General features: G+C 61.1%; 17 protein-coding genes, 1 tRNA gene and 1 pseudogene. 11 read left to right on the top strand and 8 right to left on the bottom strand.

Annotated elements, in window-relative coordinates; translation table 11 throughout:
* The first annotated feature begins 132 nt into the window (after nt 1–132).
* On the top strand, nt 133–600 hold the full coding sequence (locus tag NW855_RS14880; protein ID WP_011431112.1) for a peroxiredoxin family protein: 468 nt from the start codon (nt 133–135) through the stop codon (nt 598–600).
* Here NW855_RS14880 and NW855_RS14875 read toward each other — a convergent pair.
* A complete protein-coding gene (locus NW855_RS14875; RefSeq protein ID WP_240530530.1) occupies nt 597–2,966 on the bottom strand; it encodes a glycoside hydrolase family 31 protein in 2,370 nt (789 codons plus the stop codon). The genes NW855_RS14880 and NW855_RS14875 overlap by 4 nt on opposite strands.
* Nucleotides 2,967–3,139: 173 nt before the next feature.
* On the opposite strand from NW855_RS14875, the gene NW855_RS14870 reads away from it, so the two are divergent.
* Nucleotides 3,140–4,333: a PQQ-dependent sugar dehydrogenase gene (locus NW855_RS14870; RefSeq protein ID WP_228375286.1), complete on the top strand. Its 1,194-nt coding sequence runs from the start codon at nt 3,140–3,142 to the stop codon at nt 4,331–4,333.
* A gap of 58 nt (nt 4,334–4,391) precedes the next feature.
* Here the strand turns inward: NW855_RS14870 and NW855_RS14865 are convergent, their stop codons facing one another.
* Complete coding sequence (locus NW855_RS14865) at nt 4,392–4,841, bottom strand: hypothetical protein (protein WP_041438520.1); 450 nt, start codon at nt 4,839–4,841, stop codon at nt 4,392–4,394.
* Between the two features lie 210 nt (nt 4,842–5,051).
* A tRNA-Val gene (locus tag NW855_RS14860) sits at nt 5,052–5,123 on the bottom strand.
* A gap of 177 nt (nt 5,124–5,300) precedes the next feature.
* Between NW855_RS14860 and NW855_RS14855 the strand changes: the two genes are divergently transcribed.
* Complete coding sequence (locus NW855_RS14855) at nt 5,301–6,056, top strand: segregation/condensation protein A (protein ID WP_414509005.1); 756 nt, start codon at nt 5,301–5,303, stop codon at nt 6,054–6,056.
* A gap of 257 nt (nt 6,057–6,313) precedes the next feature.
* Here NW855_RS14855 and NW855_RS14850 read toward each other — a convergent pair.
* A pseudogene (locus tag NW855_RS14850) lies at nt 6,314–6,607 on the bottom strand (DUF6679 family protein); the annotation flags it as partial.
* A 227-nt stretch (nt 6,608–6,834) separates the two neighbouring features.
* Between NW855_RS14850 and NW855_RS14845 the strand changes: the two are divergent.
* Entirely contained in the window at nt 6,835–7,695 is an 861-nt protein-coding gene (locus tag NW855_RS14845) for a prephenate/arogenate dehydrogenase (RefSeq protein ID WP_011431107.1), read from the top strand.
* Nucleotides 7,696–7,825: 130 nt separating this feature from the next.
* The gene (locus tag NW855_RS14840) at nt 7,826–8,569 is read left to right on the top strand and encodes a response regulator (protein ID WP_099812881.1); all 744 of its coding nucleotides are present in this window, start codon (nt 7,826–7,828) and stop codon (nt 8,567–8,569) included.
* Here NW855_RS14840 and NW855_RS14835 read toward each other — a convergent pair.
* Together NW855_RS14835 and rsmH are read right to left on the bottom strand one after the other, a co-directional pair.
* Nucleotides 8,566–9,096, bottom strand: coding sequence for a hypothetical protein (locus NW855_RS14835; protein WP_414402489.1), 531 nt, complete (start codon nt 9,094–9,096; stop codon nt 8,566–8,568). The genes NW855_RS14840 and NW855_RS14835 overlap by 4 nt on opposite strands.
* 104 nt (nt 9,097–9,200) lie before the next feature.
* Nucleotides 9,201–10,130, bottom strand: coding sequence for a 16S rRNA (cytosine(1402)-N(4))-methyltransferase RsmH (gene rsmH / locus NW855_RS14830; RefSeq protein WP_011431104.1), 930 nt, complete (start codon nt 10,128–10,130; stop codon nt 9,201–9,203).
* A gap of 333 nt (nt 10,131–10,463) precedes the next feature.
* On the opposite strand from rsmH, the gene aroA reads away from it, so the two are divergent.
* Nucleotides 10,464–11,798: a 3-phosphoshikimate 1-carboxyvinyltransferase gene (gene aroA, locus NW855_RS14825; RefSeq protein WP_011431103.1), complete on the top strand. Its 1,335-nt coding sequence runs from the start codon at nt 10,464–10,466 to the stop codon at nt 11,796–11,798.
* A gap of 24 nt (nt 11,799–11,822) precedes the next feature.
* Nucleotides 11,823–12,155, top strand: a complete 333-nt coding sequence (locus NW855_RS14820; protein WP_099812882.1) for a TIGR03792 family protein — start codon at nt 11,823–11,825, stop codon at nt 12,153–12,155.
* On the opposite strand, the gene NW855_RS14815 is transcribed toward NW855_RS14820, so the two are convergent.
* A complete protein-coding gene (locus NW855_RS14815) occupies nt 12,152–12,919 on the bottom strand; it encodes a DUF502 domain-containing protein (RefSeq protein ID WP_168173335.1) in 768 nt (255 codons plus the stop codon). The two genes, NW855_RS14820 and NW855_RS14815, sit on opposite strands and share 4 nt — an antisense overlap.
* Nucleotides 12,920–13,213: 294 nt before the next feature.
* On the opposite strand from NW855_RS14815, the gene NW855_RS14810 reads away from it, so the two are divergent.
* From NW855_RS14810 to NW855_RS14800, 3 genes are all read left to right on the top strand, one after another.
* Nucleotides 13,214–13,681 (top strand): SRPBCC family protein, encoded by a 468-nt coding sequence (locus tag NW855_RS14810; RefSeq protein ID WP_011431100.1) that lies wholly within the window; start codon nt 13,214–13,216, stop codon nt 13,679–13,681.
* Nucleotides 13,682–13,751: 70 nt separating this feature from the next.
* Entirely contained in the window at nt 13,752–14,255 is a 504-nt protein-coding gene (locus NW855_RS14805; RefSeq protein ID WP_099813335.1) for a GNAT family N-acetyltransferase, read from the top strand.
* A 122-nt stretch (nt 14,256–14,377) separates the two neighbouring features.
* Nucleotides 14,378–16,483: a thioredoxin domain-containing protein gene (locus tag NW855_RS14800; protein ID WP_099812883.1), complete on the top strand. Its 2,106-nt coding sequence runs from the start codon at nt 14,378–14,380 to the stop codon at nt 16,481–16,483.
* Nucleotides 16,484–16,547: 64 nt separating this feature from the next.
* Here the strand turns inward: NW855_RS14800 and NW855_RS14795 are convergent, their stop codons facing one another.
* Nucleotides 16,548–16,976 (bottom strand): Fur family transcriptional regulator, encoded by a 429-nt coding sequence (locus NW855_RS14795; RefSeq protein WP_414402491.1) that lies wholly within the window; start codon nt 16,974–16,976, stop codon nt 16,548–16,550.
* A gap of 244 nt (nt 16,977–17,220) precedes the next feature.
* Here NW855_RS14795 and NW855_RS14790 point away from each other — a divergent pair, with 244 nt between their 5' ends.
* Complete coding sequence (locus tag NW855_RS14790; RefSeq protein WP_011431096.1) at nt 17,221–18,417, top strand: metallophosphoesterase family protein; 1,197 nt, start codon at nt 17,221–17,223, stop codon at nt 18,415–18,417.
* Nucleotides 18,418–18,553: the final 136 nt, after the last annotated feature.

Raw genomic sequence — 18,553 nt, 5'->3', positions numbered from 1 at the left:
CTGGCGCTTTACTACCTTACCCCCACCTCAACCCATATGTCAATACCACCCACCATAACCCCTCCAGACGCAGCAAGGGATCCGGATTCGCCGTTAGACTGGTGAGGGGATCTTAAGGTTTCGGACGGCTTTATGGGGATTGTGATTGGGACTGCAGCTCCTGACTTCAACCTGCCTGCAGTGGGGAAAGGGATCCCGAAGGGGGCGACGATTTCGCTGGGGGCCTACCGAGGCAAGAGCAAGGTGTTGCTGGCTTTTTACCCGGCGGACTTCTCGCCGGTGTGCACAAGCGAGATGCGCTGCTTTCGGGAGGATTGGGGAGCTTTTCGGGCGGCAGGGTGTGAGATCCTGGGCATCAGTAGCGATCCCCTCTCTCGACACGAAGCTTTTGCCGAGCAGCTTAAGCTGGAGTTTCCCCTCCTAAGCGATGTGGATAGGAAGGTGAGCCAGCTCTATGGGGTAGACAGTTTTTTGGGGACGCGGCGGGCCTATTTTGTGGTGGACAGCCAAGGGATCCTGCGCTATCAGCATGTGGAGTGGCTGCCCATCTTCAAGCGGGACAACCGCGAACTGCTGGAGGCGGTGAGGGCAGTGGGCTAGGGGCGGGATCCTTCTGGAGTGGGCAGGCGAATCTGCTGGGCTTGTCCGCTGTCTGCCAAAATAAGCGGGCTCTGGCCGAGGGGCTCGAGGATCCAGTTGCGTTGGGGCGGGATCCAACTGCCCTGGCGCGGCTGGATCTCCAGGATGAGCTGGTGGGCTTCTTGGCGCAGGCAGAAAGTGGTGGTGGCCCAATGGCCGCTTTGGTAGGCGAGGGTTTGGCCGTCGTCTTCGTAGAGGGTGAAACTGCCGTCGCCGGGATAGAGGCGGAGGTGGAGCTGGTCGCGGCGCAGGTGGGCGGTGGATTGGCAGGGAGGAGCCAGGGGAAGGATGGAGCCGCCGCGCACAAACAGGGGAAGCTGCTCCAGAGAGGCGGGGACGAGGATGGAGCCGGGGCCGCGCTGGGCTTGGCCTGTCCACCAGTCAAACCAAGTGCCTGCGGGGAGATAGACGGCGCGGCAGCGGACGCCGGGGCGGACGACGGGGGCAGCCAGAAGAGCGGATCCCAGCAGGGCTTGATCCGAGATCTCGTAGGTCTGGGGATCGTCGGGAAATTCGTAGAACAGGGGGCGCAGGATGGGGGAGCCGGTTTGGCTGGACTCCCAGAAGAGGCTGTAGAGGTAGGGCAGAAGCCGGTAGCGAAGCTGGATGGCCTGCCGAGCAATGGCTTCCACCTCAGGGCCAAAGCTCCAGGGCTCGTGGGGACGGGTGCCCAGGGCGCTGTGGCCGCGCATGAGGGGGTAGAGGATCCCCATTTGCATCCAGCGGGCAAACAGTTCAGGAGTGGCATTGCCCCCGAAGCCGCCGATGTCGGCCCCGACAAAGCTAACTCCCGACAGGCCCAGGTTGAGGAGCATGGGCAGGGACATCTCCAGGTGTTCCCAGGAGGATTGGTTGTCGCCTGTCCAGACGGCAGCCCAGCGCTGGATCCCGGCAAAGCCGGAGCGGGTGAGGACAAAGGGGCGCCGGGCGGGGTTGAGCTGTTCTAGACCCTCGCGGGAGGCGCGGGCCATGAGCAGGCCGTAGAGGTTGTGTACCTCGGCGTGGGTGGTGCGCTCCTCAGGAGGGCCTTGGGGGGCGTCGGGGGGGATATCCACGATCTGGCCGCCGTCGCCGAAGGGGCGGTCGTTGAGGGCCGGCTCGTTCATGTCGTTCCAGATGCCATCCACACCGGCTTGGGTGAGAACCCGTTGCCAGGATCCCCACCACCGCCGCACTTCGGGGCACGAGAAGTCGGGAAAGAGGACTTTGCCCGGCCAAACATAGCCGTGGAAGAGGTGGCCATCGGCGCGGCGAATGAAGAAGTCCTGGGCCAGGCCCTCGTCAAAGACGGCGTAGTCAGCTTCGGGATCGAACTTGACGCCGGGATCGACAATGGCTACCCCTCGGAAGCCGGCTTCGTGAAGCTGGGCCATGAGCTGGGCTGGTTCAGGGAAACGGCGGGGATCCCAGGTAAAGACCCGGTAGCCGCGCATGTAGTCAATATCCAGGTAGATGGCGTCGCAGGGGATCTGGCGCTGGCGAAATTGCTTGGCGACAGCCAGAACCTGGGCGGCGCTGGCGTAGCTCCAGCGACACTGCTGGTAGCCGAGGGCCCAGAGAGGAGGCAGGGGGGTTCGCCCGGTGAGCTGGGTGTAGGTCTGGAGCACCAGGGCGGGGGTGGGGCCGTAGATGAGGTAGTAGTCCAGCTCGGGGGCGCGCACTTCGATGGCCCACTGTTTAGGATCCGCCTGGCCCAGGTCGAACTGGCTCCAGTGGGTGCAGTGCAGAAAAAGGCCGTAGGAGAGGCCAGGACGTAGAACCAGGGCGAAGGGAATGGCCAGATAGAGGTTGTCGCTCTGGGCGTCGTAGCCCCAGCAGTCGCGGGTCCAGTGGCTGTAGCGCCGGCCCCGCTTGTTGAGCAGGCCAGCCCGTTCTCCCAGGCCGTAGATGCGCTCGGCGGGGTGGAGGGATTTGACCAGGCGGATGTCATCGGATCCCCAACTGAGGCCGGCGGGGAGATCGGCACAAAAGACCTGGCCTTGGGGATCGCGAAAGCTAAAGCGGAGGGGATCCCGGTCGATCTGCAGTTGCACCTGAGAGGTGGCTAGGTGAACTTGGGTGGGGCTTTCCTGCAGCTCAAAAAAAGCCGGCGGCCACTCTTCATCCGCCAGAGCCACATCCCAAGAGCGGCGGGGCAAGAACTCGCCGCTGGGGCTAAAGCGCAGCCGCAGCAGACGAGGGGTGAGCACCTGCACAGACCAGCAGCCCTGCCTGCAGAGCAATTGGATCCCTCTGGGATGGATCTGGAGTTCCTGCAGGGATCCGCAGGTTTGCCGCTGGGGTGGGCGGGCGGGGAATTGGCCGAAGATCTCGCCGGGTTCCAGCATGGGTTGGGGACAGATCGCCGCCCTCAAGGCTAACCCAAGGCCGCAAGGGAACAGGGAGCTCCCCACTCTTGTGCGCAGCCAACTTTGCGCCCATCGGTACATCTTTTTGTGAAGAGCAGCAGCAATGATCGGCTAGCTCAGACCTCAAAATCCATCGCGAAAACGAGGCGGCAATGGCCATGCGGATCCCGGCGATACCACTCCTCTCCTTGTTGCTTTTGGGAGGGGTATTTGTCCCTGCTGCCGTGGGGGCCTACCCGGTTAGCCCGGAAACGGTCATGTCCCTGCAACAGGGGGATCACGCCCAAGCTCTGCCCAGAGCCAAAAGCCAGCAGCGCTTTCGGGTGGTGACGTTGGCAAGCGGGCTGGAGCATCCCTGGGGAATGGCCTTTCTGCCGGATGGCACCATCCTGGTTACCGAACGTCCGGGCCGGCTGCGCCGAGTTACCGAGCAGGGGTTGGATCCCCAGCCCATTGCCGGGGTGCCGGAGGTGTTTGCCCGCGGCCAGGGAGGGCTGCTGGATATCGCCTTGCACCCCAACTACGCGGAGAACGGCTGGATTTACCTGTCCTATGCGGCTCCTGGGCCGGGCGGCGGGGGGACGCGGGTGGCGCGGGCCCGCCTGGGGGAGAAGGGACTCCAGGATCTGGAAGTGATCTTTGACATGGAGCGCAAGACGCCTGCCCAACAGCACTTCGGCTCCCGCCTGGCCTTTGACGAAGAAGGGTTTCTCTACATCAGCACCGGCGACCGCGGCGAGCGGGATCGGGCTCAGGATCTGGGGGATGCTGCTGGCAAGGTGTTGCGCGTTACGGATACAGGCGGGATCCCGGCGGACAATCCTTTCGTGAATCAAGCGGGGGCTTTGCCGCAAATTTTTACCTACGGCCACCGCAACATTCAGGGAATGGCCCGCCACCCCGATACAGGAGCCATTTGGACGCACGAACATGGGCCGCAAGGTGGGGACGAGATCAACATCTTGGCCCCCGGCATCAACTACGGCTGGCCCCTGATTACCCATGGTCGGGAGTACAGCGGCGAACCGGTTGGTCAAGGACTGGCGGCAGCTCCTGGATTGGCTTCGCCGCTGCTGCACTGGACCCCCTCCATTGCCCCTTCTGGCATGACTTTCTACACAGGAGAGGCTTTCCCCGAATGGCGAGGCAACCTATTCGTGGGAGCGCTGGCCGGGCAACACCTGGCGCGCTTGGTGCTGGATGGGGATCGCGTTGTGGCAGAAGAGCGCCTTCTGGAAGGGGCGGTTGGCCGTATCCGGGATGTGCGCCAGGGGCCGGATGGCTTGCTTTACCTGCTGACGGATGCCCCCAACGGATCCCTGTTGCGCTTGCAGCCAAGCTCTTGATTGGGGTTAAGCTACATGGCCCCAGCCCCGGCAGAGTTTCTAACTCCCACTGCCGCCACTACAAGAACTTGACATCTTGCTCAAGGGGGAGTGGCTCTCCTGTTTGGGAGTCCGTATGGTGACAGGCAAAGCATTCCTCTGGAGTTAGCTTAATAACCTGACCTGGAGCGGGAAGAAAGAACATCCTTAGCTCTTTGGTCGGGATCAAGACGGTTTTGCCATTTGGGGCCTTGCGCTTGTGTTTTTCGTCAGTGAAGGTCCTGACAACGCAAGATATTGGATAGTATTCGCTGGTTTGGAGCTTGGCTTCCAGAAGCGCTCTCCAGTAGGGGCTGTACCCGAAAACCCACTGACCCTTGGAAAACTTGAGATCGAATGCTTGGCTCCAAATTCTGCTGTAAAAGGTGATAATAGACGTCTTGACTTTGTAGGCTCCTGTTATCTCCTCTAAGTGAGATAAAAACTCGCCGGCAGTCAATGATTGAGGAGGGTTGGTGAAGGGACTCATGCAGCATCTCCTGGCTTTTGGTTATAGTCAGGGGAGCCCTGCATCTTCCCAGCCTACCCCGATTGAAGCACCTGCCTAAGGGCAGGGAGGAAGCTGTCTGTCCTCGTTGCCGATAAGCGGTGGCTCCCCAGCAAAGGCGGGGGAGCCTGTAGACAGAAGCAGCACCCAGCAGGAGAAGGGGGAGCTCTGTCTGCTAAAGGTCAAAACCTATGGGCGGTACAAGATTCGAACTTGTGACCCCTTCCGTGTGAAGGAAGTGCGCTACCACTGTGCTAACCGCCCTTACTCTCACTCTAGCAACTGCTAGAGCTGGACTACTATCTTACACGATTCTTACACGATCGCGCCGCCTCTGCACAGCCGGTTGGCTTGAGAAGTTGAGCTGGAGGTTTGAATCCGGCTGGAGATGGCCGGGATCCCGCTTGGGGGCTACAGTGAGGGACAGAGGCTAGGGGCACTATGGCCTACTCACCGACTGAAGAGGCAATTGCTTTGCTTATCGATTTGGCGGAACGGGGCGAGATTAACCCGTGGGATGTGCAGGTTATCGAGGTCATCGATCGGTTTTTAGCCCGTATGGCTCCCACTGCCAGCAGCCATGACCTGTCGGAGTCGGGACAGGCTTTTCTCCATGCCGCTATGTTGGTCTATCTCAAGGCGATGGCGCTGTCGAAGCCGGAAGACGAAGAAAGTGAGGAGACCAACCCGGTGCAGGTGGAGGAGGATCCCTGGCTGAGTTGGTCGTCGGCCCAACTGGATCGCGTGTTGCAACCCAGGGCCGTGCCCCGCCCGAGTCGGACTCGGCCCATCACCCTCAAAGAACTAATCGGCCACCTGCAGGAGCTGGAGACCTTGCTGGAACAGCGCCTTGAGCCTGCCTCAAGGCCCCTGGCTCAACGGGTTTCTCGCAAGCAAGCGCTATCAGCAGTCGCTCAGTTGGCCCACCCAGAAAACCTCGTAGAGACCGCCGCCGAGCTGGAATCTCTGCTTGCCCAACTTTGGCAGCAGGGTCTCGCCCAAATCAGCTTTGACGACCTGCAGCAATACTTTTGCCAAGAAAGCGCTCTAAAAGGCAGTGGCGGGGCTTCCCACCCGATTCAGGTGTTCTGGTCGCTATTGCTAATGGCTTCTCGCTCGCAGGTTGAGCTTTACCAGGAGGAGTTCTACGGCCCCTTGACCATTCGTCCCTGCCGTAGGGGATCCCTCCTAGAATAGATCCTACCCAGGGATCCCTTTCTGCCGCTTTCCATGAAGACTGCGGCTCAGTCGTGGTTGCCCTCCCGCTGGCCTTCCACATCGTTTCGGGCCCGATCCGCCCGTTTGAGGTCTTCTCCGTTCAGGCGCAGGGGCAGCAAAGACTCCGCTTCGCCGTCACGGACGGCAGAGGTTTCCCGATCCAGGTAATACTCTTCAAGGCGCTCGCTGCCGGCATGCTCTTCGCTGAGGGGCTCTGTGGCGCGAGGCGAAGAGGGAGAATGCAGTAACTCAGCAGGAGGACAATCCTCGGAAATGAGCAAATCCGAGGTGCTGAGCACCCCTTTCGGGATGGAGGAAAGGCGCTGGGCAACAGCTCCGATGCTCTCCAAACGAATCATCTCCTCCCAGGAGCAAATCTCCTCTTCGTCTTCCGTTTCGTAGCGAACCAGGATGGTATCCCCTTCGATATCGAGGATCTTGGCTCGTTCCAGCCAGCGTCCCTGATCGCGCAGGTAGATCCACACATCCTTGCCTTCGCGGCTGAGTTGATAGATCCTACGATGAAGCACGGTCCCCTCCTGAGATGAAAGATCCGGGCGAACTGTTGTGGGGGTTACCCAGTTCATCCTTCCATCTTAGCTGCTGGATCCCTCCGCTGTATGCTTTTTGCGCGGCGGGATGGAGCCTTTAATCTGGCTTTAATCTGGTTTTAATCTGGAAGGGATCCGGAAAGGCCGTCTCTCCATGCCCCAAGCCGTTTCAGAGTACTTAATAGTAACCATAGATACGGAAAACCATGCGCATTGCCATTGTCGGGTTGGGGTTGATCGGCGGATCCCTGGCCCTCAAACTCAGCGAAGAGGGTTATCCCGTCTGGGGGATCAGCCGCAATCGGGCCACCTGTCAGGCGGTGCTGGAACGGGGAGCGCTGCAGGGCTGTGGAACCGATTTGGCTCAGTTGGCTGATTTCGATCCCCAGGTGGTGGTGATCTGCACCCCCCTGGAGCAGGTATTGGTCACGCTGGCGGCCTTGGTGCCCCATCTATCGCCGCAGACGGTGGTGAGCGATGTCGGCTCGGTGAAACAACCGATTGTTGCTCCGGCAACGGAATTGTGGCCGCTGTTTGTTGGAGGGCACCCGATGGCCGGCAAGACGTTGCAGGGCATCCAGGCGGCGGAAGCCAGCTTGTTTCTGGGGCGGCCCTATGTACTCACTCCCCTCCCCCAGACGCAGCCGCAGGCGATCGAGGCGATGAAAGAACTGGTGACAGCGGTCGGTGCAGAAGTTGTCCTGGCCGATCCGAAACGCCACGACCAGGCGGTGGCCTGGATCAGCCATTTGCCGGTCATGATCGGCGCCGGCTTGATCGCTGCTGTCGGCCAAGAGGAGGATCCCGACATTCTGGAGTTGGCTCGCACCCTGGCCAGCAGCGGGTTCCGAGATACCAGCCGTGTCGGTGGCGGGATCCCGCAGTTGGGGCTGGAGATGGCCCGTCACAACCGACAGGCGCTCCTGGCCGCCCTGCGTGGCTATCAAGTCCAGTTGGGGAAAATAGAGCGGCTGATCGAAGGCGAACGGTGGGAGGAGCTGCTACAGATGCTGCAACGAACCCGCCAAGAATGGCAACAGTTCCGGGTCAATCAAATACCGTCCTGAGGGGCTACCTGTAGCTGCCGTAGGGGATCGCTGGCTCGACTTTGCCACTGCTCATTAGTGCCTTGTCTTCCTTCGCAGAGATTTCTAGGGTAGGAAACATATAGAGTAGGTCGACTAGCGATCAAGGCCTGTGAGCACCCTCCTTGCTGAAGATGACACCCTTTACCGCCAACATGTGCACAGCCTGCTGATGCAGCATCTGCCTCAGTTTGGCCCGGTGTACATGGCCTCCAACGGCAGAGAGGCATTGGAGCTCTACCGTCAGCACCGTCCCAACTTCCTGTTGTTGGACATCCGCATGCCCGAGATGAGCGGGATCGAGGTGGCTCGACAAGTTTGGTCGGAGCAACCCAGTACGCGCATCATCTTTTGGTCCCACTTTGCCGATGAGGTTTATGTGCGGGAACTGCACAAGATCGTGCCGCCGCAAACTGTCTACGGCTATCTCCTGAAGAATTGCACCGACGAAAAATTGGTCAGTGCCATCCAGGCCGTGGTGCAGGATGAGCAATGCGTGATCGATCGGGAGGTGCGGGGGGTCGATTCCCGTTCGCAAAACAAAATTACCGGCCTCAGCGATGCTGAGTACGAGGTGTTGATCGATATTGCCCTCGGCCTCACCGATCAAGCTATTGCCGCACGGCGGTTTTTGTCGCGGCGAGGGGTGACCAATCGTCTGCGCAATCTCTACGACAAGCTTGAGGTGAGCAACGACCAAATTGAGAGCGAGGAGTGGGGCACAACTTTTAGCTTGCGGGCCCGCGCCATTCGCCTTGCCTTCAAGCGGGGTCTGATCAACGCCCAACTCCTGGATGAGGAGGAGGTGCACTTGGATCACTGGCTCAGCCGCTACCGCCTAGAGCCTTTGGATTAGTATCCAACCGGGTAAAAAGGAGGGGCTTGCTCGGATGCCTCCAGAGGCTTGGCTTTGCTCTGCCCCTGCCCAGAACTGGGGAGGGCAATTGGCACCTCGATCATCCGCTCCGGTACCAGAGGCACCATGTCGGAGCGATCGGCGATTTCCCGCAAGGAATTGGCGATGGACTCTTGGGTGAGGAGAAACTGTCGTTCGTTGCGCTGCATCTGCTGCCACACTTGGTAGCGCTGGCTCCATCGGCTTTGGGTATGCACCGTCCAACTGTACACACTCAGCACTGACAACCCCGAGACGATGGCCATGCCCGTGGAGATCTGCTTCCACCAGATCAGGTGCTCTCTCCAGGCGGGATCCCGGCTATGGGGATAGGCTGATTTCGAGGGTTGGGGGCGACGGGTTCTGACTTTGCCGGCGGGGAGGGGCGGGGTAGTCCTTAGATGGGAACGAGGGGCCAAGGTCGCGGTTTTGCGCTGGACAGGGAGAAAACTGCGGCCACGGCTCGCGTTCAAAGGCTGGCTGACCATAGGGGTTTGCACCTCACCCACACCAAGAAATTGCTGCCAACTGGGCCCCACTCTATCCGATCTCCACGCACCTCAGAGGGCCTCCAGGGGGGCAGGGCGGCAACTTAGCTGCTGCGGGCAGCCACTCGCAGTTTGGCGGAGCGGGCGCGGGAATTGCGTTGCTGCTCCAGCTCGGAAGGGCACAGGGGTTTGGGGGTGAGCACCTGCCAGCGGGGATCCGTACGAAAGGCCCATTTCACCAGGCGATCTTCCAGGCTATGAAAGCTGATCACGGCCAACCTGCCGCCGGGTTTTAGCCAATTGGGAGCCTGGGCCAGCAGGGTTTCCAGGGCTTCCAGTTCTCGGTTCACGGCAATGCGCAGGGCCTGAAAGATCCGCGTGGCCGGGTGGATGCGGCCCCGTCTTGCCGCCGGCGGCACCGCCTGCCAGACTACGTGGGCCAGTTGGGTGGTGGTGAAAAGGGGGCGGGAGCGTTCGATGTGGTGGGCGATGCGGCGGGCAAAGCGCTCCTCGCCATAGCGAACGAAAATGTCGATCAAGTCCTCGACGGGGCGGCGGTTGACCCAGTCGGCAGCCGTTTCCTGATCGGCAGTGGGATCCATGCGCATATCGAGCGGCCCCTCGGCGCGAAAGCTAAAGCCCCGCTCGGGGCAGTCCAGTTGGGGCGAGCTCACCCCGAGGTCGGCTACGATGCCATCGAAAGGGATCCCCTGCCCTCGCTCATCCCGAAAGCCGTGCCGCTGCAGGTCGAAATCGGCAAAGTTGAGGTGCCAGAGTTGGAGGCGATTGCCGGGGATCCCGGCTGCGGCCAGACGCGCCTGGGCCGCCTGCAGAGCCGTCGGATCGCGATCCAGCCCCACCACGCGATCCGCTCCCCTCTGCAGCAGCGCCAAGCTGTGCCCACCGCCTCCCAACGTCACGTCCAAAAACGCGCCGCCCTGCTGGGGTTGCAGGTAGGCCACCACTGCCTCCGTCAAAACGGACTCGTGGTGGTACAGAAGCATTTCCCCAAGCTCAGCTCTTGCCAAGTCCATAGGCGCAGGGGGTGGCTTTGATTCTTTCCCCGCTCCTAGCTTTACCTATTGCAGGATCGGTAGACAACTCTAGTACCATCAAACGCTAGCATTCACAACGTAAGGGCTTGCAAAAAAAAGGCCGAGGCCAGGCCCCGACCGAGGAATCCATGTTGTTAAGCTCATCCTCGAGGATAGGGTCGGCTGCCGTCAAAAGACGGGCTGTCTTCCAGTGGTTCAGGATCATCTGGGTGCAAGGCCGACCGCCGGCAAGAGCAGGGCAGGTTCCAGCCTAACGTATGATTAAGACTGCTCTTGCCTTTGTCTGTTCTTTAGTTTGGTGTTACGGCTGCTGTGCTGACCACCGCTTCTTCTGCCGACATCCTGACGCTCTCGCCCGCCCGCGGCCTGCGCGGTCAAGTGAGCATTCCAGGCGATAAGTCCATCTCCCACCGCGCCCTGATGCTGGGATCCCTGGCGGAAGGGGAAACCGTCATTCACGGCCTGTCGTTGGGGGAGGATCCCCGCAGTACGGCAGCCTGTTTTCGGGCCCTGGGGGCCGATATCCCAGAGCTCAACAGCGAGTGCGTCCGCATCCAGGGGGTGGGCTTGGATCGCCTGCAGGAGCCGGCAGAGGTGTTGGATGCCGGCAATTCCGGCACCACCCTGCGCCTGATGTTGGGGATCCTGGCTGGCCAGGCGGGTCGCTTTTTTGCTGTCACTGGGGATCGCTCCCTGCGCTCGCGGCCCATGGGACGGGTGGTGGAGCCGCTGCGGCAGATGGGGGCCAACATCTGGGGACGGGCCGGGGGCAACCTGGCACCTCTGGCTGTGCAGGGGGGATCCCTAAAGGGGATCCACTACCACTCGCCCGTGGCCTCGGCCCAGGTAAAGTCCTGCCTGCTGCTGGCGGGCCTGTTGGCAGAAGGCACTACTCAGGTTACAGAGCCGGCCCTTTCCCGCGACCACTCGGAGCGGATGTTGCGGGCCTTTGGCGCCGAGATCTCTGTCGATGTGGCGGCAAAAACCGTGGCGGTGGTGGGGGGATCCCGCCTAGTGGGCCAGACGGTGCAGGTGCCAGGGGACATCAGCTCGGCAGCCTTCTGGCTGGTGGCCGCCTCGATTGTGCCCGAGAGCGAATTGCTGCTACAGGATGTGGGTCTCAACCCCACGCGCACCGGCGTGCTGCAGGTGTTGCAGGAGATGGGGGCCGATATTCAGGTTGAGAAGCGGCGGGAGGTGGCCGGCGAGCCTCTGGGGGATCTGCGCGTGCGCTCGGCCCGTTTGCGGGGTTGCAGCATTGCCGGCGATCTCATTCCCACCCTCATCGATGAGATCCCGGTTTTGGCGGTGGCGGCAGCCTTTGCCGAGGGGACTACGGTCATTCGCGATGCGGCGGAATTGCGGGTTAAAGAGAGCGACCGCTTGGCGGCCATCGCCCAGGAACTCAGCCGGATGGGGGCCCAGGTCACCGAATATCCCGACGGCCTGGAAATCAAAGGGGGGATCCCTCTGCAGGGGGCCGAGGTGGATAGCCACGCCGACCACCGCATCGCCATGAGCTTGATGGTAGCTGCCCTGGCCGCCCAGGGATCCACCACCCTTCGAGGGGCCGACTGTGCCCGCATCTCCTACCCCGACTTCATTCCCACCCTGCAGCGGCTGATCAACCCTTCGTCCGCCTCCTAGCCAGCCAAGAGCCAACCTTTGCCAATGTCAGACCAGCCCATCGCCATCGAGCACCTCTGCTTCCGCGTTCCTCCCGGTGGCCAGAGGGCCTTTATCCTACAAGACGAGCAGGTTTGGGGGCCGGCCCTGCGCCAACAGCCGGGCTTTTTGGGCAAAGAAGTCTGGCTGGATGTAGAGGATCCCGAACTTGTCCACCTCATCCTCCGCTGGGCCAGCCGCGCCGCCTGGAAAGCTTTCCCCCCGGAGCAGGCGGAAGCCTTGGATCGGCAGATGCAGCCCTTCTACGTGCGCCTGGAGCAGGCCAAAGAATACCAGCTCTGGCAGCCCGGCCTGCCAGCAGAGGAAGCGGCCAACTAGGAAGCCTCAAAGCCCACCTCGGCAGCCGTTGAGTCGGCCCTAGTGGATGCTGCCGCCCGCTCCTGCTCCACCAACTCCCGCAGGCTGGGCATGGTTACCGCCAGAGCCCCTTCGCGCCGTTTGAGACCCGCCTCAAAGGTCTCGGGGGTCACGATCCCGCCGGAGATGAGCATCTTAAAAGCATCCTCCACCGGCATGAACACCTCCACCACCTGGTCTTCCGGCACGATGGCATACCAGCCGGTGGTTGGGTTGGGCGTGGTGGGCACGAACAGGCTGAGGGAGCGCTGCGGCCCATCCGGTCGAATGGGAGTTTGAATGACGCCCGTTACAAAAGCTAACGCCCAAACCCCAGGCCGAGGATATTCCACCAGCACCACCCGTCGAAAGCGCTGGTTGTTGGGGGCAAACAAAACGCTAACCAATTGCTTCAGGGTTTTGTAGACCAGCCCCGCTATCGGGATGGCGTGGAGCAACTGCTCGCTTAGGTTGAGCAGCCACTGGCCAACAATGTTGCGGGCCATGAAGCCAATCAACAAAATGAGCAGGATTGGCGTCAGCAAGCCCACCGCCAGATCGATGAGGTTGATCAAAATCGGGTGCAGCCCCTGGATGGGATTAAACTGCTTGGGAATGCTGGTCAAAAAGCCAATGCTCCAGGTGGCCACTTCCACCGTCAGCCAAATGGTGGTTGCCAACGGGATCACCACCAGCAACCCCGCCACGAAGTAGTTCTTGAGATGCTGCTTCCACTGGGAAATCATGGTGAGATCGTTCCGTCGAGTCAAACAAGTGGACGCACCGAGCCGATGCAAGTGGAGCTTGCAGATGGCAACCATGATACCTGCCTTCTGCATCTCTCTCATGGGCATCAGCTGCAACTTGCCTGGAGAGAGGTTGGAGCTGCTCCAAAGCGCAAAGCCCCAAACTCGGCTGAGCTGATATTGTTATCTTAGGTCGATATAAAATTTTGTAAAGGCAGGGATCCCTCCTAGAGGCTTTGTGGTCAAGCCGTAGGATGCTCCCTCATCTCTGCCGGATGTCGTGTGGGAGGCCCTATGTCAGAGTCGGATTGGTTAGAGCACACCTGTCAGGTGGAGGTCCCGGTTCCTATCGAGCAGGTGTGGGAGCTGTGGGCCAACCTCGCCCTCATGCCGCGCTGGATGAAGTGGATCCGCTCGGTGGAGCTGCTGGATCAGGAGCTGTCGCGGTGGACACTGGATACGCGCGGCCTCACCTTCAGTTGGATCTCCCGCACCCATACGGTGGTGAAGCATCAGCACATCGGCTGGCAATCGGTGGAGGGGCTTCCCAATCGGGGGGCACTGCGGTTTTACGATCGCAAGGGCAGTACTATTGTCAAGCTGTCGGTGGCCTACAAGATCCCGGGGCTCCTCGGCAAAATCTTGGACGGCCTGTTTGTGGGCAAAGTGGTGGAGAGCACGATTCAAGCGGACTTGGAGCGCTTCAAAGCCTATGCTTTGGAGCAGGCAGGGCGGGCCGCCGACAATGCCTCCGCTGGCTAGCCTCGATCTTGCTGCCGTTTTCTGCTGCCCAGTGAACCGTTGCCAATCTTCGTTGCCCAAGGTCTGCTTCATGTCCGATCCCTCCCTCGAGCCTGTCATCACCTTTTCTCATCAACCGGTGGACAACCGCAACATTCGCTTCTCCCTGGAGCGGCAAGATCTGGATCTGGATCAGCTCCTGGTGTTGTTGAACCGCAACGCCTTTTGGGCCCAAAATCGCCGGCGGGAAGAGATGGAGCGGGCCATCGCCCACAGCCACCCGGTGGTCAGCGCCTGGGACGGGGAGCGCCTGATTGGCTTTGGCCGCGCCACCTCCGATGGGGTTTACCGGGCCGTCCTCTGGGACATCGTGGTCGATCACGAGTATCGACGGCAGGGCATCGGGCGCAAGCTGGTGGAAACCCTGATCAGCCATCCCCACCTGCAGTCGGTGGAGCGCATCTACCTGTTTACCACCCATCAGCGCGGCTTTTACGAGCGCATTGGCTTTGTGGAAAACCCCAGCACCACGCTGGTTTTGCACGGGCGTCCGCTGGATTTTTTGATCCCGGCTGCCGAACAGGAGCAGGTCTGACCAACAGGGATCCCTGGGGCAAGGGGAGGCGTAGGTCAGTGTATCTTGAACAACAGTGGGTTGGCTCCGCCTTGGGAAGAGGACGCGCTAGCCTGAAGCAAAAAGGGTGAGAGGGTGTACCTATGGCCAATCGCCTCGCCACGTGTTCCAGCCTTTACCTGCGCAAGCACGCCGAGAATCCGGTGGATTGGTGGCCTTGGATCCCGGAGGCCCTGGAGAAAGCCCGGGCCGAGGACAAGCCGATTTTTCTGTCCATCGGCTACTCCAGTTGTCACTGGTGCACCGTCATGGAGGGGGAAGCCTTCTCCGACCCGGAGATCGCCGCCTTCCTCAATGCCCATTTTTTGCCCATCAAGGTGGATCGCGAGGAGCGGCCTGATCTAGACAGCATCTACATGCAGGCGCTGCAGCTCATGAGCGGGCAGGGGGGGTGGCCCCTCAATGTCTTCCTCACGCCCGACGACCTGGTGCCGTTCTACGCGGGCACCTATTTTCCGGTGGAGCCTCGCTTTGGCCGGCCGGGGTTTCTGACCGTACTGCAGCGCATCCTGCAGTTTTACCGCCAGGAAAAAGACAAAATCGAGGACATGAAGGGCCAAATCTTGGCGGCCCTGACCACCCTCAGCGACCTGGTGCCGGAAGACCATATTCCCCCTGACCTGTTGCGCTCCGGGATCCCCAAAATCCAACCCTTGCTGGCCAACGCCGGGGCAGTGCAGCAGTTTCCCATGATGCCCTACGCCCAGTTGGTGTTGCGCTCGGCCCGCTTCGACCCGCCAGAAGGGATCCCCGGCTCGCCGACGGCGCTAGAACGGGCCAAGGAGCGAGGGATGGCCTTGGTGTTAGGAGGGATCTTCGACCATGTGGCCGGCGGGTTTCACCGCTACACCGTGGATCCCACCTGGACGGTGCCCCACTTTGAAAAAATGCTCTACGACAACGGCCAGATCTTGGAGTTTCTCTCCGAGCTGTGGGCCCACGGGATCCAGGATGCGGCCATCGAGCGGGCGGTGCGCCTGACGGTGGAATGGGTGGCGCGGGAGATGACCGCCCCTGCCGGGTATTTCTACGCGGCCCAGGATGCCGACAGTTTTGCCCGAGCAGAGGATGCGGAGCCCGAGGAGGGCGAGTTCTACGTCTGGCGCTGGCAGGAGCTGCAGGATCTGCTGGATGCAGAAACCTTCCGCGCCCTGCAGCAGGCTTTCTTCCTCTCGCCGGGGGGCAATTTCCCCGATCGGCCCGGCTGTATCGTCCTACAGCGCAGGCAAGGAGGGGAGCTGCCGCCGGAAGTGGAAACGGCTTTGACGACCCATTTGTTTCGAGCTCGCTACGGCTCCACCGAGCGGAGAACCCCCTTCCCGCCCGCCGTAGATGCCCAATCGGCCCGCCGGCAATCTTGGCCAGGACGCATTCCGCCGGTCACCGACACCAAGATGATCGTCTCCTGGAACGGCCTGATGATCTCCGGCCTGGCGCGGGCCTACCAGGTGTTTGGCGAGGAGGACTATCTGCGGTTGGCCCTGCGGGCCGCCCAATTCATCCTCAGCCAGCAGCGCCACCCCCAGACGGGATCCCTGCTGCGGTTGAACTACGATGGCACAGCCCAGGTACCTGCCCAATCGGAAGATTACGCTCTGCTGATCAAGGCCCTGTTGGATTTGCACCAGGCCTGCCTGCCGCGGACAGGCGATCCCAGCTCCCAGTACTGGCTGGAGGCCGCCATTCGGCTGCAGCAGGAGATGGACACGCGACTGTGGGATGAGGCCAGGGGGGGATACTTTGTCAGCGACGCCCAGAGCACCCCGGAGCTGCTGGTGCGGGAGAAGGAGTTTCAGGACAACGCCACCCCCGCAGCCAATGGGGTGGCTGTTGCTAACCTGGTGCGCCTGGCCGCCATCACCGGAGATCTGGACTACCTGGAACGGGCAGAACAGGCCCTGAAAACCTTTGCCCACATCATGAGCACCCAGCCGCGGGTCTGCCCCAGTTTGTTCGTCGGGCTGGATTGGTACAACAACTGGGTAAAGGCAACCCTAGAAGCGGAGCACATTGCTGCGCTGCAACAGCGCTCTTGGCCCACCACCGTCTTTGCCCTGCCCACCGCAGCCGAGCCGTTGCCGGCAGGAGCTGTGGGGTTGGTGTGCTGGGGCAGCAAGTGTCTGGCCCCCGCCGCTTCTCTTGAGCAAATCCAGTCGCAGATCGGCAAAGGGCAAAACCGAGCCTACTGACATTGGCTCATCCTCTTCCAGAAGAACTCGGGATCCCGCCCCGAGAATCTACTGGCTGGCCAGCTCAGCTTTCCCCGGGATTTTCCACCCCATAGAACTCAATGCGGTAGCTCTGGATGCGAGTGCCTGTCTTCTGCTCTACCTGGGCCAGCAGCTCCGGCGGCAGCTCCACATCTACGTCCAGGATGCGGTTGCTATCCAGGCAGTTGACATGGCTGTGAGGATGGGTACGATTGCCGTAGCGGCGCCCATCGGCGCGATCTAGGCACTCGATGAGGTTGTGGCTGGCCAGAGCCTCCAGATTTTGATAGACGGATGTGTGGCCAATGGGCTTGCCCTGCCGATTGAGGCGGTCGTAGATCTCTCTGGCAGAAAGGTGCTCGCCGCATTGCCACAGCAGTTCCAAAATATAGCGACGCTGCCGGCTGAGGCGCAGATTGCACTCCCGGCATCGCTCCAAAGCAGCTTCCAAAGAATCCACAGGGCGAGGCATGGGCAAACCTCAAGTCATACCGAGTCTGAGATAGCTGGTTACTCATTCACACTAGCTTAACATTCCTAAATCGAAGTTTCCAAAGGCTGATCTCCAGATCTCCGTCGGGCATCGACCTGTCCAGGCAGTGTGCGGAGGAAAGGGCGCCAACGGGAGCGCGTCAATTATCAGTTATTTTCTTCAGTTATTTACAATACGATATCGCCTATCTACGAATATCGCTGGGGTGTTGAGGAGAAGCGGGATGCGGCGGCGCCAAATGATCTTAGGCCTGTTGGGATTGGCCGGCAGCAGTGGATTGGTGGGGGCCTATTGGGCCAGTCGGCAGCGCCCTGCTTCTGTGCCTCTATCCGCAGAGATGGGATCCCCTGCTTCCCCGCCTCCTACCCCTCGGCCTACGCCCACAGTTGTCCCCCATCCGGAAGCTCCCCGGGGCCTTTACATCCCAGCCCGCCGCGATCTGCGCCTGATGGTGATCAGCGACCTGAATGGCATCTACGGCTCGGTGGACTACGACCCGGAGGTGGATCGGGCCATCCGCCTCATCCCCTATTTCCAGCCGGATATCGTCTTGGGGGGAGGGGACATGGTGGCTGGCCAAGATCCCCGCCTGTCGGAGGAGCGCATCCGCGCCATGTGGGCAGCCTTTGACCGGCATGTGGCCGGCCCGCTTCGTGCTGCCAAACTGCCCTACGGCTTCACGCTGGGCAACCACGATGCGTCCTGTGCCCGCAGCACGCGCGGGGGCTTTCTCTTCCAAAAAGAACGGGATCTGGCCCGCGAGTTTTGGAACGACCCGGCCCACGATCCCGGTTTGAATTTTGTGGATCGAGGCGACTTTCCCTTTTATTACACCTTCGAAAAAGACGGGGTGTTTTACTTAGTTTGGGATGCCACCTGCAACTACATCCCGCCGGAACAGATGGCCTGGGCAGAAGCGGCGCTGGCCAGCGAACGAGCCCAGAAGGCCAAGTTGCGCATCGTCATCGGTCACCTACCTCTCTATGCGATTACCGTCGGACGCGACGATCCGGGAGAGGTGCTGCTGGAGGCAGACGCCAAACGGGCCCTGCTGGAGAAATATCGCGTCCACACTTACATCAGCGGCCACCACCACGGCTACTACCCCGGCCACAAGGGGCAACTGCAACTGCTCCATTGCGGCATCCTCGGCTCCGGCCCCCGCCCCCTCCTGAATAGCCCCCTGCCCCCCCGCAAGACCCTTACCCTCATCGATGTGGACTTCGACGCTCCGGAGGTTACCTACTACACCACCTACCACATGCGGGATCTGAGCGTGATCGACCAAGCCGAACTGCCCCGCTTCATCACCGGCCACAACGGCCTGGTGCTGCGCCGCGATGTTAACTGGGATAACCTCACCCCCGAAGAAATCGCCACCTGCCAAGCTCGTATTGGATCCCTGTGCCGCGACGACTGACTCTTAAGCTCAGGAGCGTTGCATCTCGGCAAAAGACTGATAGCTCCTCTGCGGATGGTAGAGATGGCGCTGCTGCACAATGTCCTGTATCGACACCTGGGAGAAGTGCCGCTTGTGCAGATGGGATCCCCGCCTG

This window comes from Synechococcus sp. RC10B2 (genome assembly GCF_047502635.1).
Note: the sequence above shows the minus strand (reverse complement) of the source record. Positions and strands in the feature narration are given on the sequence as shown.

What these genes read in the sequence shown, in the direction of transcription:
- NW855_RS14880 (WP_011431112.1), top strand. Translation starts at nt 133, where the DNA reads ATGGGGATTGTGATTGGGACTGCAGCTCCTGACTTCAACCTGCCTGCA.
- NW855_RS14875 (WP_240530530.1), bottom strand. Translation starts at nt 2,966, where the DNA reads ATGCTGGAACCCGGCGAGATCTTCGGCCAATTCCCCGCCCGCCCACCC.
- NW855_RS14870 (WP_228375286.1), top strand. Translation starts at nt 3,140, where the DNA reads ATGGCCATGCGGATCCCGGCGATACCACTCCTCTCCTTGTTGCTTTTG.
- NW855_RS14865 (WP_041438520.1), bottom strand. Translation starts at nt 4,841, where the DNA reads ATGAGTCCCTTCACCAACCCTCCTCAATCATTGACTGCCGGCGAGTTT.
- NW855_RS14855 (WP_414509005.1), top strand. Translation starts at nt 5,301, where the DNA reads ATGGCCTACTCACCGACTGAAGAGGCAATTGCTTTGCTTATCGATTTG.
- NW855_RS14845 (WP_011431107.1), top strand. Translation starts at nt 6,835, where the DNA reads ATGCGCATTGCCATTGTCGGGTTGGGGTTGATCGGCGGATCCCTGGCC.
- NW855_RS14835 (WP_414402489.1), bottom strand. Translation starts at nt 9,096, where the DNA reads ATGGTCAGCCAGCCTTTGAACGCGAGCCGTGGCCGCAGTTTTCTCCCT.
- rsmH (WP_011431104.1), bottom strand. Translation starts at nt 10,130, where the DNA reads ATGGACTTGGCAAGAGCTGAGCTTGGGGAAATGCTTCTGTACCACCAC.
- NW855_RS14820 (WP_099812882.1), top strand. Translation starts at nt 11,823, where the DNA reads ATGTCAGACCAGCCCATCGCCATCGAGCACCTCTGCTTCCGCGTTCCT.
- NW855_RS14815 (WP_168173335.1), bottom strand. Translation starts at nt 12,919, where the DNA reads ATGATTTCCCAGTGGAAGCAGCATCTCAAGAACTACTTCGTGGCGGGG.
- NW855_RS14810 (WP_011431100.1), top strand. Translation starts at nt 13,214, where the DNA reads ATGTCAGAGTCGGATTGGTTAGAGCACACCTGTCAGGTGGAGGTCCCG.
- NW855_RS14805 (WP_099813335.1), top strand. Translation starts at nt 13,752, where the DNA reads ATGTCCGATCCCTCCCTCGAGCCTGTCATCACCTTTTCTCATCAACCG.
- NW855_RS14800 (WP_099812883.1), top strand. Translation starts at nt 14,378, where the DNA reads ATGGCCAATCGCCTCGCCACGTGTTCCAGCCTTTACCTGCGCAAGCAC.
- NW855_RS14795 (WP_414402491.1), bottom strand. Translation starts at nt 16,976, where the DNA reads ATGCCTCGCCCTGTGGATTCTTTGGAAGCTGCTTTGGAGCGATGCCGG.
- NW855_RS14790 (WP_011431096.1), top strand. Translation starts at nt 17,221, where the DNA reads ATGCGGCGGCGCCAAATGATCTTAGGCCTGTTGGGATTGGCCGGCAGC.